Source organism: Gymnodinialimonas sp. JB5-7 (assembly GCF_055693405.1).
The window spans coordinates 1,580,511-1,592,238 of record NZ_JBVFUX010000012.1 but is presented as its reverse complement, the minus strand read 5'-3'; the positions used below and the strand labels follow the sequence as shown (position 1 = coordinate 1,592,238).

At 58.7% G+C, this 11,728-nt stretch carries 18 protein-coding genes and 1 pseudogene; 10 read left to right on the top strand and 9 right to left on the bottom strand.

All coding sequences use genetic code 11. From position 1 onward, the window contains the following. Positions 1–62: 62 nt before the first annotated feature. The 4 genes and pseudogenes from ACZ1HK_RS16540 (at position 63) to ACZ1HK_RS16525 (ending at position 1,516) form a co-directional block, all read left to right on the top strand. Positions 63–818, top strand: coding sequence for a DUF1013 domain-containing protein (locus ACZ1HK_RS16540; RefSeq protein ID WP_472629614.1), 756 nt, complete (start codon positions 63–65; stop codon positions 816–818). Between the two features lie 196 nt (positions 819–1,014). Continuing rightward, a pseudogene (locus tag ACZ1HK_RS16535) lies at positions 1,015–1,149 on the top strand (YARHG domain-containing protein); the annotation flags it as partial. Between the two features lie 36 nt (positions 1,150–1,185). Beyond that, entirely contained in the window at positions 1,186–1,374 is a 189-nt protein-coding gene (locus ACZ1HK_RS16530; protein WP_472630857.1) for a DUF4453 domain-containing protein, read from the top strand. Continuing rightward, the gene (locus tag ACZ1HK_RS16525; RefSeq protein WP_472629613.1) at positions 1,352–1,516 is read left to right on the top strand and encodes a DUF4453 domain-containing protein; all 165 of its coding nucleotides are present in this window, start codon (positions 1,352–1,354) and stop codon (positions 1,514–1,516) included. The genes ACZ1HK_RS16530 and ACZ1HK_RS16525 overlap by 23 nt, the downstream gene beginning before the upstream one ends. An 11-nt stretch (positions 1,517–1,527) precedes the next feature. Here ACZ1HK_RS16525 and ACZ1HK_RS16520 read toward each other — a convergent pair whose 3' ends face one another. The 3 genes from ACZ1HK_RS16520 to clpS are packed head-to-tail and all read right to left on the bottom strand — an operon-like array spanning position 1,528 to position 3,824. Next, positions 1,528–2,409, bottom strand: coding sequence for an SDR family NAD(P)-dependent oxidoreductase (locus ACZ1HK_RS16520; protein ID WP_472629612.1), 882 nt, complete (start codon positions 2,407–2,409; stop codon positions 1,528–1,530). Positions 2,410–2,449: 40 nt separating this feature from the next. Continuing rightward, the gene (locus tag ACZ1HK_RS16515) at positions 2,450–3,445 is read right to left on the bottom strand and encodes a methyltransferase (RefSeq protein WP_472629611.1); all 996 of its coding nucleotides are present in this window, start codon (positions 3,443–3,445) and stop codon (positions 2,450–2,452) included. Positions 3,446–3,470: 25 nt separating this feature from the next. Then, entirely contained in the window at positions 3,471–3,824 is a 354-nt protein-coding gene (gene clpS / locus ACZ1HK_RS16510; protein ID WP_472629610.1) for an ATP-dependent Clp protease adapter ClpS, read from the bottom strand. 98 nt (positions 3,825–3,922) lie between these two features. Here clpS and ACZ1HK_RS16505 point away from each other — a divergent pair, with 98 nt between their 5' ends. The 5 genes from ACZ1HK_RS16505 to ACZ1HK_RS16485 all read left to right on the top strand — a co-directional run bounded on the left by ACZ1HK_RS16505 (position 3,923) and on the right by ACZ1HK_RS16485 (position 7,391). After that, on the top strand, positions 3,923–4,609 hold the full coding sequence (locus tag ACZ1HK_RS16505) for an HAD family hydrolase (protein ID WP_472629609.1): 687 nt from the start codon (positions 3,923–3,925) through the stop codon (positions 4,607–4,609). After that, a complete protein-coding gene (locus ACZ1HK_RS16500) occupies positions 4,606–5,751 on the top strand; it encodes an MFS transporter (protein ID WP_472629608.1) in 1,146 nt (381 codons plus the stop codon). Before ACZ1HK_RS16505 ends, ACZ1HK_RS16500 begins: the two co-directional genes overlap by 4 nt. Positions 5,752–5,884: 133 nt before the next feature. Then, positions 5,885–6,178 (top strand): PepSY domain-containing protein, encoded by a 294-nt coding sequence (locus ACZ1HK_RS16495; RefSeq protein ID WP_472629607.1) that lies wholly within the window; start codon positions 5,885–5,887, stop codon positions 6,176–6,178. Between the two features lie 61 nt (positions 6,179–6,239). Further along, entirely contained in the window at positions 6,240–6,752 is a 513-nt protein-coding gene (locus ACZ1HK_RS16490; RefSeq protein ID WP_472629606.1) for a helix-turn-helix transcriptional regulator, read from the top strand. A 171-nt stretch (positions 6,753–6,923) separates the two neighbouring features. Next, positions 6,924–7,391: a CDP-alcohol phosphatidyltransferase family protein gene (locus ACZ1HK_RS16485; RefSeq protein ID WP_472629605.1), complete on the top strand. Its 468-nt coding sequence runs from the start codon at positions 6,924–6,926 to the stop codon at positions 7,389–7,391. Between the two features lie 5 nt (positions 7,392–7,396). On the opposite strand, the gene ACZ1HK_RS16480 is transcribed toward ACZ1HK_RS16485, so the two are convergent. Then, complete coding sequence (locus ACZ1HK_RS16480; protein ID WP_472629604.1) at positions 7,397–8,380, bottom strand: NAD(P)H-quinone oxidoreductase; 984 nt, start codon at positions 8,378–8,380, stop codon at positions 7,397–7,399. A gap of 118 nt (positions 8,381–8,498) precedes the next feature. Next, positions 8,499–9,185: a COQ9 family protein gene (locus tag ACZ1HK_RS16475; protein ID WP_472629603.1), complete on the bottom strand. Its 687-nt coding sequence runs from the start codon at positions 9,183–9,185 to the stop codon at positions 8,499–8,501. 105 nt (positions 9,186–9,290) lie between these two features. Between ACZ1HK_RS16475 and rpsU the strand changes: the two genes are divergently transcribed. Further along, the gene (gene rpsU / locus ACZ1HK_RS16470) at positions 9,291–9,497 is read left to right on the top strand and encodes a 30S ribosomal protein S21 (RefSeq protein ID WP_224816188.1); all 207 of its coding nucleotides are present in this window, start codon (positions 9,291–9,293) and stop codon (positions 9,495–9,497) included. A gap of 184 nt (positions 9,498–9,681) precedes the next feature. Here rpsU and ACZ1HK_RS16465 read toward each other — a convergent pair whose 3' ends face one another. The 4 genes from ACZ1HK_RS16465 to ACZ1HK_RS16450 all read right to left on the bottom strand — a co-directional run bounded on the left by ACZ1HK_RS16465 (position 9,682) and on the right by ACZ1HK_RS16450 (position 11,727). Beyond that, complete coding sequence (locus ACZ1HK_RS16465) at positions 9,682–10,218, bottom strand: hypothetical protein (RefSeq protein ID WP_472629602.1); 537 nt, start codon at positions 10,216–10,218, stop codon at positions 9,682–9,684. Next, the gene (locus ACZ1HK_RS16460; protein WP_368477447.1) at positions 10,215–10,358 is read right to left on the bottom strand and encodes an aa3-type cytochrome c oxidase subunit IV; all 144 of its coding nucleotides are present in this window, start codon (positions 10,356–10,358) and stop codon (positions 10,215–10,217) included. The genes ACZ1HK_RS16465 and ACZ1HK_RS16460 overlap by 4 nt, the downstream gene beginning before the upstream one ends. 111 nt (positions 10,359–10,469) lie before the next feature. Next, entirely contained in the window at positions 10,470–11,510 is a 1,041-nt protein-coding gene (locus ACZ1HK_RS16455) for an MBL fold metallo-hydrolase (protein ID WP_472629601.1), read from the bottom strand. Continuing rightward, on the bottom strand, positions 11,503–11,727 hold the full coding sequence (locus tag ACZ1HK_RS16450; RefSeq protein WP_472629600.1) for a hypothetical protein: 225 nt from the start codon (positions 11,725–11,727) through the stop codon (positions 11,503–11,505). The genes ACZ1HK_RS16455 and ACZ1HK_RS16450 overlap by 8 nt, the downstream gene beginning before the upstream one ends. Position 11,728: the final 1 nt, after the last annotated feature.

Genomic DNA, 11,728 nt, shown 5'->3' with positions numbered 1-11,728 from the left:
CGCCCTCGCTCCCGGCTCCACCGGTCTTTCCTCGCATTTGACGTGAGCCTTGGAGGCCAGAAATGAACAAACCTATCATGGCGAAAGCCACCGCCGTCTGGTTGGTCGACAACACGACACTGAGCTTCAAACAGATCGGTGATTTTTGCGGCCTGCACGAATTGGAAGTGCAAGGCATCGCGGACGGCGATGTGGCTGTCGGCGTGAAGGGCTTCGACCCGATCGTGAATAACCAGCTGACACAAGAAGAGATTGATGCGGCCGAAAAAGACGCCTCGCACAAACTGAAGTTGAAGTTCAACGCGGCTGCCGTTGGTGAAGAAAAACGCCGCGGGCCGCGCTATACGCCGCTTTCCAAGCGGCAAGACCGCCCTGCCTCGATCCTTTGGCTTGTGAAGTTTCACCCCGAGTTGACCGACGGCCAGATTTCCAAGCTGGTCGGCACTACGAAGCCCACGATCCAGGCAATCCGTGAGCGGACGCATTGGAACATCAACAATATCCAACCCATCGATCCAGTGGCGCTTGGCTTGTGCAAGCAGTCCGAATTGGATGCAGCGGTACAGAAAGCCAATGCCAAAAAAGCCGCCGAAGGCACCGCCATGACCGACGACGAACGTCGCAAGCTGGTGTCGACAGAGACTTCCTTGTTGATGGATCCGGAACCCGCGGTCCCATCCTCGATTGCCGGGCTTGAGACCTTTACGCTTGGCAGTGGCGAAGATGAAAAGCCCGAGGTTGAGGAAACGCCTGATGCGGACAGTTTCTTCAATCTGCCCGATAGCAGCGATGATGATGAGGACGAAGACGACAAGTAAGCGTATCCGCCGCTTGAACCCTTTGTGCGGCCCCGCGATGCTTCTGCCTCGCGGGGCTTTTTGTGTTTTTGGGGACGGCGATGAACAAACGGCGCAAGGATCACGGCAAGTCTGCAGTTTTATTGGCTAGCACGGCAGTATCAGTCTTTTTGGCGGCACCCGCCCACGCTGAGGGGGAGCTTGGTGCCAGGAACTCTGGCTTGGGCGGAATACGGTCATGGACCGTGCAGGCCACTGCTTCAGCACACCGTTGGGTCGGGCGATCTTCGACAATTCAAACTGCACACCCGGCGAGCGGCCTATGACGCCACTGGATCAGCACATTGTCGCGGAATACCTGGACCTTGAAGAACAAAGCGGCTGCGCGGTGGACACATCAGCGACGCGGCTCGATCCGATCGTGGAACGCTGGCGGATTGATCTTGGCGAACTTTGGACCATTCCGATCCGCGCAGACAGCGAGCACGGATGCGGAGGGTATACGGGCCCAGTTAGGGAGCTGCATTCTGGCATGTCGAACACCACAACGGTCATTGGCTACCTGCGCCCAGGGTGACAGCTTCGGATTTGCACACCGGCAGATGCCGGGTGGCTGGGAATATATTGGGGTCTATAGACCCGACAGCGAAGAGCGGGCCCATGGCTGGGTTCAGGGAATCGAGATGACCGAAGATGTTTGTGAATGGATGGCAGGGTAGCCAGTAGTACTTTACAGCATTCGCTTTCCAAACCGTTTACCAGTGACGTCGTGCAGATAGCGCTCAATTCTTCTCCGACGTGCGCCTGGGGCGGCTTTAGTGACATTATCCAGCAACGTTCGCCCACCATCGATGGTAATCGTCTCACCCGTCACAAAACCGGCCCCGTCGGAGGCCAGAAATTGCACGGCTGATGTGACTTCACGTGCTGATGCGATGCGACCCAACGGCGTGCACTCGCGGATTTCCTGCCGCAGCCCATCGGTGTGGTTCAAACTGTCTTGCAGGCTTGCAGACATCACCGAACCGAACGCCACCCCATTTACGCGGATCCGATGTGGAGCATAGGCGACTGCTAGGCTGCGAGTAACCTGATCGAGCGCCGCAGTGGCAATGGAATACCCCATCAAATCAGGGTGTGTTCGGCGCGCCGCAATGGATGAGACATTGATGATGGACCCAACCGGACCCTCGTCTTGTTCATCACTCTCAGCTTGCGCAATCATCCTTTTGGCGACGGCTTGGCTCAACCGGAGCGCGGCGAAGGTGTTTTGCTCAAGCATCGTCTCGACGGATATATCCGTCGGGTCGAGCGGATCGGTGGTCAGGATCTGTCGGCTGGCATTCACCAAAACATCAACACGGTCATAGGCATCAATCGTGGCCGATATCAGGTTCTCAACCGTCAGTCGTTCGCGCAGATCGCCTGCAAAATACCGGATATTCTCATCCGCGCCTTCGATTTCACCGCATTCATCTTTCAATCGCTCTTTGTCGCGATCAGCAAACATGACATTTGCACCGCGATCAATGAAGTGACGCGCAATCGCGAGGCCGACCCCGTTCGCGGCGCCGGTGATGATGGCGGTTTTGCCCTGGATGGAAAGGCCCATCTGGATTTCCTTTGGATGATTGGACTGGTTTGGCCGCAGCTCAGCGCTTCTGGCGCTTCGGCTTCGCAGCCTCGTAGATCTTGTAACCTTCAAGTTCCCCAAGCAGGCGACCTGTTCCAAAGCACGCCTTCAGCGTGTCTTCATACGGCAAATGCCGGTTGGCGACCATGAAAAAGCGCCCGCGTGGCGTAAGGTTCCTTGCGGCAGCTGCGATAAACGCGCGGCCAAGGCCCGGATCCGCGCGCCGCGCAACATGGAAGGGTGGGTTGCACAGGATTGCGTCGTATGGGGCGTCCGGTGCGAACTTCGTTGCATCGGTCCAGTGAAAGCTGGCGCGCGGGTCGTCGACATTCATCTGGGCGCATTCCAGCATGGCATGATCCGCTTCGATCAGGTCGAGGGTTTCGATCCCCTCCTGCTCATCGAGGACTTCACCCGATATATAACCCCACCCTGCGCCCCAATCAGCCACGCGGCCGGTCAGTTGCGGCAGAAGGGCGATCAGAATTTCCGAGCCGCGATCGGGGCCATCGACGGAAAAGCCGCCCTGCACGGTCAGATAACCTTCGGGCGTCGGCACGGGGGCCATGACCCAATCGAGCACCTGCTGCGGCAGGGTTTCGGGGCGGCGGAACCAGGCGAGTTTGCCGTGCGATTTTGACATCACGCCCTCAACCTCGAACACCAGGCGGAGGGATTTGACGATGGCCTCGATGCCTTCTTCCTTCTGGCCGTCGACCATGACAAGCGCGCCGGGGGGCAGGTGGCCCATCGCCTCGGCAATCGCGGAATAGGTCGCGGCGCGGGATTTCACGATCTGAATTAGGGCGGCGTCGAACTGGCCTTGTGGTTCGACCATCACAGTAAGCCCACGTGCGGCCAAGCGATCATGGTCGGGCTTAAAGCCCTGGACGCATGTGACATCACCCAAAGCCGCGAAGTCCGCATCGCCACGGGCGCGCATGACAAGCACGGGGCCGGAGGGCGGGTCAAACTCACCGCCCTCAATCGCGAGGGTCCATCTGTCTGGGGTCATTGGATGCAGGAGGGGCTCATTGGCCCTATTCCTCTTTCTCCATGGTGCATTGCAACGGGTGCTGGTTCCGGCGGGCGAAATCCATCACCTGCGCAACCTTGGTCTCGGCGATCTCATACGAGAAGACGCCCACAACCGCCAAACCCTTCTTGTGCACGGTCAGCATGATCTCAACCGCTTGGGAATGCGTGATGCCAAAGAACCGCTCCAGAACGTGGACGACGAATTCCATCGGCGTGTAGTCGTCGTTCAGAAGCAACACCTTATACATCGGCGGGCGCTGCGTTTTGGGCTTGGTTTTCGTCGCAAGGGACACATCGCCGTCACCGTCTTCGGTGTCGTCGCGTTTGTCTGCCATCATGTGCCAGTCGGTCGTCATGTTGGTGCGAATCCCGTTGTGATCGCTTGCGCTGAGGTCGCACTATATAAGACGGATAGGTCAACAGAAAAGAGGGGTGGCGCGTGACAAGGTTAAGCGTGATCGGATTCGATGCAGATGACACGCTGTGGCAGAACGAAAGCTTCTTTCGTCTGACCGAGGAACGCTTCACCGAATTACTTGCCGACTTCGCCGAACGGGATCACCTGAAAGAGCGGCTGCTAGAGGCTGAGAAGAAGAACATTGGCCACTACGGTTTTGGGATCAAAGGCTTCATGCTGTCGATGATTGAGACGGCGGTGGATGTGACCGAAGGCCGGGTCGACGGGCGTGTGATCGGGCCGATCCTAGAGATGGGGCAGGACATGCTGCGCCATCCGATTGAGTTGCTCCCGCACGTCGAAGATACGCTTGGTGACCTATCGGCTCGTTACCCGTTGGTCCTGATCACAAAGGGGGATTTGCTGCATCAAGAACAGAAATTGGCAGCAAGCGGATTGGGCGACCTGTTCGCAGGCGTAGAGATTGTATCGGAGAAGGTGGCCGGTGTGTATTCCAGAGCATTCGCGAACCATGGCGGGGCGCAGCGCGCGATGATGGTGGGCAATTCGATGAAGTCCGATGTTGTGCCAGCGCTTGAGGCCGGGTCATGGGCGGTCTACGTGCCCCACGGCTTGAGTTGGGCGTTGGAGCACGCTGACCCGCCCGACCGTCATCCGCGCTACCATGAGATCCCAGATCTGGCGGGGTTGCCCGCCCATGTCGCGACGGTCGCAGGGGAGTGAGGCCCCAGTTCCGCATCACTGCAGCTCTGGGTTTGGTACAAATCCTGACTTGGGGATCGTCTCTTTACCTGCTTGCTGTTTTGGCCTCGCCCATCGGGGCGGACACCGGATGGCAAATGGAGTTGGTTGCCGCCGGCATCTCGATTGCGTTGATGGTCTCGGGCCTTGCAGCGCCGCTTGTGGCACGCATGATCCGTGCACGGAGCGGTCGGCGTGTCATGTCGGTTGGTATTGTCGTATTGGCCCTCGGGCTGGCGTGCCTTGCGGTAGCACCGGTTGCCCCGATCTATCTGTTTGCATGGGTGTTGATCGGATGCGGTATGTCAGCGACGCTTTACGATGCCGCGTTTTCGACCCTTGGTACGATCTTCGGTGATCAAGCGCGCGGTGCCATAACGCAACTCACACTCTGGGGCGGGTTTGCCAGCACAGTCTGTTGGCCACTTTCGGCATGGATGGTGGAGAGCTTCGGTTGGCGCGGGGCATGCCTTGGATACGTGGCGATGCATTTGTGCGTGACGCTTCCTCTCTGCCTATGGGGCCTGCCGACGCCGACGAGTGAAGAAAATGTTCGGTCGCAGGGCAGACTACGGCCAGATTTGCGCCACCGTCTGTTGGCCCTTGTCGCGGTGTGCCTCACTTTTGTTTTCGCGACCCTTGCTGTGCATCTGATCTCTGTCCTGACGGCCACTGGCCTTTCCCTTGCCGCGGCGGTTGGCTTGGGTGCCTTGATCGGACCTGCACAAGTTGGCGCCCGACTGCTGGAGATGTTGGGCCGCCAACGCCATGGACCGATTGTGACTCAGTTTACCGCGACTGCGCTGGTCCTGACCGGTGTTCTGGCTTTGTGGTTCGATGCACCTGCGGCAGCTGCGCTGATCGCCTACGGTGCTGGAAACGGGCTCTATTCGATCGCGCGCGGTACAGTGCCGTTGGCGCGTTTTGGTTCTGAGAACTATCCACTCGTCATGGCCTATGTCGCCCGCCCGGCCATGTTTTCGGCGGCCATGGCCCCCGTGGCCAGCGCTTGGCTCATTGGTCGCATCGGGCCGGAAGCTATGCTCTTGAGCCTTGCCGGGCTTGCGGCAATCGCGCTCTGCACGACAGGGGTTTTTCGACTGACGTCACACAAAGGATTATGAAAACTTGACGTAAACCTTTGGCCTATGCCGCCTGTCATCCCCCAAAGGTGCAATTCAGGAAAATCCATGACCTGCCCAGATCAACCCAAGCCACAACGAGGTGGCGAATTCTCAATCTGGAAAGGAACTCCAAATGAATACTGCAACCAAAGCCGCAATCCTGGCCCTTATCACTGCACCTACCGTCGCTTTTGCGCAACTGAGCCCCGGTGACGTTGCCGGCACTCAAGAGGCAGATGTCCTCGCTTTCCTCGAGGCTGAGGGCTACACCGTCCAAGAGACCGAGACCGAAGGCAACATGCTGGAAGTTGAGGTGATGCTGGACGGCGCCGCTTTCGAGATCGAAGTTGACCTGACCACGGGCCAGATTGTCGAGATCGAAGCCGAGGATGAAGATGACGATGAAGCGGACGACGACGACGCCTGATCCGATACGACACTGCCGGTCGCGACTAAGCGGCCGGCCCATTAGACAGGAAAGCTGAGCCATGCCGTCCCGCCCCGTTGTGCTTTGGAGCCTGTTCGCAGTTCAGGCACTTTGCTGTGCGTACTTTCTTTACGACATCACGCTGGATTTCGTCCGGCCTGGCAGCGTCAATCCGCTGGTCGACAGCGATCTTGTAGAGGGCATTGTGACGGTAACCTTGTTCCTCGGTCTTGCCTTTACAGCAACGGAATTGCGCCGCGCGCTGAGCCATCAAACCCGTCTGACGGAACAGCTTCAGGTCGCCTCTGGCGCATTCCAGACACTGCTGGACGCTAAGTTCGCCGACTGGGCCCTGACAAGCGCTGAGCGTGATGTGGCACTTTTGGCGATCAAGGGATACTCGATCGCGGAAATCGCAGATCTTCGGCAGACAGCGCAGGGAACGGCCAAGGCACAGGCAGCGTCGGTTTACCGAAAAGCGGAGGTATCGGGCCGCTTGCAACTTATCTCGCTGTTCTTGGATGATTTGATGAACGATGCTCTTGTGCCCACCGCTCAAGAACCCGTGCATTGACGCTTTGGCCTCGTCCGGCCAAGACGCGGCCATGATCGATGCCCGCCTTTTACCTTTACAACGCGCCTTGATGGAGCCGATTGCACGCGGCCTTGTCGCGCGCGGGGTTCGGGCAGACCAAATCACGCTCATCGGATGCGCCGTTGGACTATTGGCAGCACTTGCTGCCGCATGCGGCCTTTTTGGCTCGCTCTCCTGGGCTTGGCCCTGAACCGTTTGGCCGATGGATTGGATGGCCCGGTAGCCCGAATGACGGAACCTACGGATCGCGGCGCGTTCCTCGATATCACCTTGGATTTCGTATTCTACGCCTGCTTCCCGCTCGGCTTCGTGCTGGCTGATCCTGCTGCCAACGCCGTGCCCGGCGCGTTTCTGACAGCAACATTCATCCTGACCGGTACATCTTTTCTTGCGTTTTCAATTATCGCGGAACGGCGGGGCATGTCATCGGACGCCTATCCGAACAAGGGTATCTACTACCTCGGTGGGCTTGCGGAGGGCGCGGAAACGATTGCCGTCTTCACCGCATTCTGCCTTTTCCCGGCGGCATTTGCCGTCATTGCTTGGGTGTTCGCGGCCATCTGCATGGTGACGGCAATTACACGGCTGGCTGCTGGATGGGCGATGTTCGGGCCGTAGATTGCCTATGCGACTTTCAACATGATCTTTCCGATATGCGCGCTGCTTTCCATGCGTGCATGTGCAGCTGATGCATCTTCAAGGGCGAAGGATTGGTCCATCACCGGCGCAATGCGACCTGAAGCCAATAGCGGCCAGACCTTGTCGCGCAATTCTGCAGCGATCCTTGCCTTGTCCGCATCCGATTGTGGGCGCAGTGTAGAACCAGATATCGTCAATCGCCGCGCCATGAGCTGTGCGAAATTGAGTTCGACCTTTGGGCCTTGCAGGAACGCAATCTGTTGCAGATGGCCGTCATCGGCCAATGCCTTGACGTTTCTGGGCAGGTACGAGCCGCCCACCATATCAAGGATCACATCCGCCCCGCCTTCTTCGCGCAAGATGTCGACAAAATCCTCCTCTCGGTAGTTGATCGCACGCTCAGCGCCCAGTGCGGCACAGGCTGCACATTTCTCGGGTGAGCCTGCAGTGGCAAACACCCTCGCGCCAAGGGTGTTGGCCAGCTGGATGGCAGTTGTTCCAATACCCGAGGACCCGCCATGCACAAGGAACCGTTGCCCCGCCGTCAAGCCGGCGCGCATAAATACGTTCGACCAAACAGTGAAAAACGTCTCGGGCAAGGCGGCAGCTTGCGCCATGCCAAGGCCTTTGGGCACAGCGAGTGCATGATCCTGATGAGTTACAGCGAACTCGGCATACCCGCCGCCCGGCAACAAGGCGCAGACTGCGTCACCAGGTTGCCAGCGCGTCACACCGGGACCCACAGCTTCGACCACGCCCGCAGCTTCCAATCCGGGCAAGTCAGACGCCCCTTTGGGCGGCGCATAGCTGCCCGCCCGCTGCAATGCATCGGGACGGTTCACGCCAGCATGGTCGATACGGATCAGGATCTGTTCGGCACCCGGATTGGGCACAGGGCGTTCGCACTGCCGTAGTACTTCGGGCCCACCGGGTTTCGCGATCTCAATAGCGCGCATCATCGCAGCCATGTGTTGCCTCCTCCGTTTGGGTCAGAACACGCCAGACACCGGATGGACACAACCCGGCATGCACAAAAAAGGTGCGGGGACGGCCCGGGCGCAAAGAGTGCGCGGGTTAACGGACTGTCTAGCCGGGAGGCGGCCAGCGTCCCGGCAGATCTTCCGGCGCGCGCCGCGCTGGGGCTTTGACCGAGGCCGCAAACCTTTCAAACCCCTCCGCAAATGGCTTGAGGATCGCGTTCGCGCGCACCTTCGCTTTCATCTCTTCGAACCGCATCACATCTTCGATGCGACGATCAAGAAAGGCCCAGGTCGCAGAATGACCTTCAGATACGTCACCCAACCAGAACAGAACTGTGGATGAGTAGACGCCCGATAGTGTCAGTCGTTTGGTGTACCAGTTCAGGTCTTCGGACGTGTCCCTCAGACCGGCCCAAATCGTATCGGCCGTTTCCCAAACAAGCTTTGCGCCATCAGCAGCATAGATCGGCAGGGCAAACAGGGTCGCACCGCGACGGACGGCTTCTTTGTCGTCCTCAACAGCGTCGAGACGCGCCTTGATCGCCCAAGATACCTTCTCGCGGAAACGCATTCCCGTAAGGTCTGTTTCCGCAAGCCGTGTTGCCAGCGCTCGGTCACCCCGGCGGTGGAACGCCACCGCGAGATCGACCGCGCCACGCGGAAACAGCGCGCGCGCCTCAGCCAAGGAGACACCCGCATCCGACGCCGCAGCAGCAAAGCTGGCCTCCGACCAACCGTCGAACGGTACATGCATCATCGCTGCATCCAGGATTGCGTCGCTCTGATCACTCATCTCAAGGCCTCCAAATTGCCATGGTAGACAAGGTAGGAGGCCCTTGCTATACGGCCACCTCCTGCACCTACGCTCAATTCTAACCTAGAAAGGTGGTGACACCACATGCAGGTCAGTGTTCGCGACAATAACGTCGATCAGGCACTCCGCGCCCTGAAGAAAAAGCTTCAGCGTGAAGGCGTCTTTCGTGAGATGAAGCTCAAGCAGCATTACGAAAAGCCGTCGGAGAAGCGTGCGCGCGAGAAGGCTGAGGCCATTCGCCGTGCCCGCAAGCTGGCGCGCAAAAAGGCGCAGCGCGAAGGGATGCTCTGAGCATCACTGCCGGGTCCGACCCGCGAATCAGAAAATCAAAAAACCCCCGAGGCCTAGCCGCGGGGGTTTTGTTTTTGGGATTGGTCAGGCGGGCCCGTTCAGTTTTGTCCAGCAACCTGTGCCGCTAACACCTCTTGGCTGCCGTTCGCCTCATCCGAAATTGTGCCTTCGACAAGCTGGTACGTCACACCCGGCAATTGAGCGAACTGTTCCATTGTGTTGACCGGAAAAAGCCCGGCGAAATTGTACCAAAGCCCGGCGTTCCCGACAGGATTTCCGTGATCGACCGCGAGCAGAAGGCGGGCGCGACAGGACCATAGGCCTGCACGGCTTGGCTCAACTGGGCCGCGACCTGCGGCGAAACCTCGATGGTGTGCAAATGCGCTTCAAAGACGCCGTTGGACTGGAATGCCAAGTAAAGATCCATATAGCCCGGCGACATGCCAAAGAGGACGTCGTTTCGTTCCGGAACGCCCGGATTGTGCCAGTTGCCAGCTGGGTCAAAAAGCAAACGCTGCGCCCCGTCAATCAACAGCGCGGAATGTGCTCCAGAACCGTTGCGAGTGTTGATCGACGTGATCAACGTGACCGTTGCGGGGCCAGGGGCCACATATGTCGCGCGGGCCACCGCTTCATCGGAGTCCCAGACAGCTTCGCCTGCACACCCGGCAAGCGCCAAGGCGACGACGCTAGAAACCGCAAAGCGAAGGACACGCATCATGTGGCGAAGATCGCCAGACCGATAACAATCAAGATCGAAATGATAGCCACATTGGTGGACCACTTCATGAACCCATCGAACGTCTTTTCTTGCTCGCGGATGTCCATTTCACCATGCTTGTAGTCGTCATTGTCGGCCATCGATCTGGTCCTTCATGCCTCGGAAAATCAATTGAGCGCTGTAATATCGCAGAATAGCGAAAGTGTCAGCCCCAAGCCCCTGTGGCGTCAAGCCGCTGGTGCGAATTGTGATCAGATGAGGCTGTATTCCCAAGCCCCGTCCGTGCGACGTGCGCGTGTCACAGCACCAATACTATGCAGATGGTTCACATGTGCCACGGCTTCAACCAACGCCAGGCCATAAGTGCCTTCGTCAATCGTGCGTTTGTAGAGCGGTGGAAAGCATTCGGCGGCCGTACGGGGCTGCTTGCCGATATGGTCCAGCAAGCGGTCCAGCGCCCCATGATGGTTATCAATCAATTGCCGCATCCGCGACGGCAGGCCTGTAAACGGCAGTTTGTGGCCGGGCAGAACGAGCTGAGTTTCAAGCGCATGCGGTTGCAAAGCCTCGCATGCAGCCATCCATTCGCCGACTGGGTCCGCGCCAGGCTCGGTTGCATAGACACCAATGTTCGGGGAGATGGTGGCAAGCAATTGATCACCGCCTATCACAAGCTCGCCGTCTTTACTCCAGAATGTCGCGTGATCGGGCGCGTGGCCGTGGCCAAAGCGGATGTCCCAGATGCGACCACCCATCGCGATGGTGTCGCCCTCAATCAACCGCCTAAAGCCGAGCGGCATAGGGTACACGATGTCAGCAAAGTTGAAGGGGCGTTCAGCACGGCGTTTCTCAAGGATTTCGGGTGCCATGCCCGCGTCGATCCAGAATTGTACTTGTTCATCAGTGGCCTGCGTCTGCTCATCCAACGTCAACATGCGTGAGAAGAGCCAGGCCGTGCGGGTCATCCACAACTCGATCCCCTGCGACTGGAACCAGCCCGCAAGTCCAACATGATCAGGATGGTGATGCGTCACAACCAGCCGCCGCACGGGCGCTCCAGCCAGCGGTCCATCAATGATCGCCCGCCAAATTGCGCGCGTGCGTTTGGTGTTGAGCCCGGTGTCGATCACGGTCCAGCCGTCATCATCGCGCAAGGCGTAGACATTCACATGATCCAGCGCCATCGGCAGCGAGATACGCAGCCAGAGCACACTGTCCGCGACTTCGACAGCTTCGGCTTCGACTGGGGGCAGATCAAATGGTGTGCGGATCGGGTTGGTGCCGTCAGGCATTGCGCGGGTGCCCCTTGGCGAGGCGTTCATTGCCTCGCTTGTAGTTTCCAGTCAGCCGTGCGGCTTCTTGTTGCGCGGCTTCAGTGTCGCCAGTTTCGGCAAGGTCTAGAAAATCGGAAGCCTTCGCAGCACGCAAGGTCGTCGCAAGCTTACCACGATGAAAAATCTGAATTTCACCGGATTTGCGCACCTTCCAAGTGAAACCCAGATCACTCACG

Coding starts and splice junctions, on each gene's coding strand:
- ACZ1HK_RS16540 (WP_472629614.1), top strand. CDS start 63: ATGAACAAACCTATCATGGCGAAAGCCACCGCCGTCTGGTTGGTCGAC.
- ACZ1HK_RS16520 (WP_472629612.1), bottom strand. CDS start 2,409: ATGGGCCTTTCCATCCAGGGCAAAACCGCCATCATCACCGGCGCCGCG.
- ACZ1HK_RS16515 (WP_472629611.1), bottom strand. CDS start 3,445: ATGACCCCAGACAGATGGACCCTCGCGATTGAGGGCGGTGAGTTTGAC.
- clpS (WP_472629610.1), bottom strand. CDS start 3,824: ATGACGACCGACTGGCACATGATGGCAGACAAACGCGACGACACCGAA.
- ACZ1HK_RS16495 (WP_472629607.1), top strand. CDS start 5,885: ATGAATACTGCAACCAAAGCCGCAATCCTGGCCCTTATCACTGCACCT.
- ACZ1HK_RS16490 (WP_472629606.1), top strand. CDS start 6,240: ATGCCGTCCCGCCCCGTTGTGCTTTGGAGCCTGTTCGCAGTTCAGGCA.
- ACZ1HK_RS16485 (WP_472629605.1), top strand. CDS start 6,924: ATGCGGCCTTTTTGGCTCGCTCTCCTGGGCTTGGCCCTGAACCGTTTG.
- ACZ1HK_RS16480 (WP_472629604.1), bottom strand. CDS start 8,380: ATGGCTGCGATGATGCGCGCTATTGAGATCGCGAAACCCGGTGGGCCC.
- ACZ1HK_RS16475 (WP_472629603.1), bottom strand. CDS start 9,185: ATGAGTGATCAGAGCGACGCAATCCTGGATGCAGCGATGATGCATGTA.
- rpsU (WP_224816188.1), top strand. CDS start 9,291: ATGCAGGTCAGTGTTCGCGACAATAACGTCGATCAGGCACTCCGCGCC.
- ACZ1HK_RS16465 (WP_472629602.1), bottom strand. CDS start 10,218: ATGATGCGTGTCCTTCGCTTTGCGGTTTCTAGCGTCGTCGCCTTGGCG.
- ACZ1HK_RS16460 (WP_368477447.1), bottom strand. CDS start 10,358: ATGGCCGACAATGACGACTACAAGCATGGTGAAATGGACATCCGCGAG.
- ACZ1HK_RS16455 (WP_472629601.1), bottom strand. CDS start 11,510: ATGCCTGACGGCACCAACCCGATCCGCACACCATTTGATCTGCCCCCA.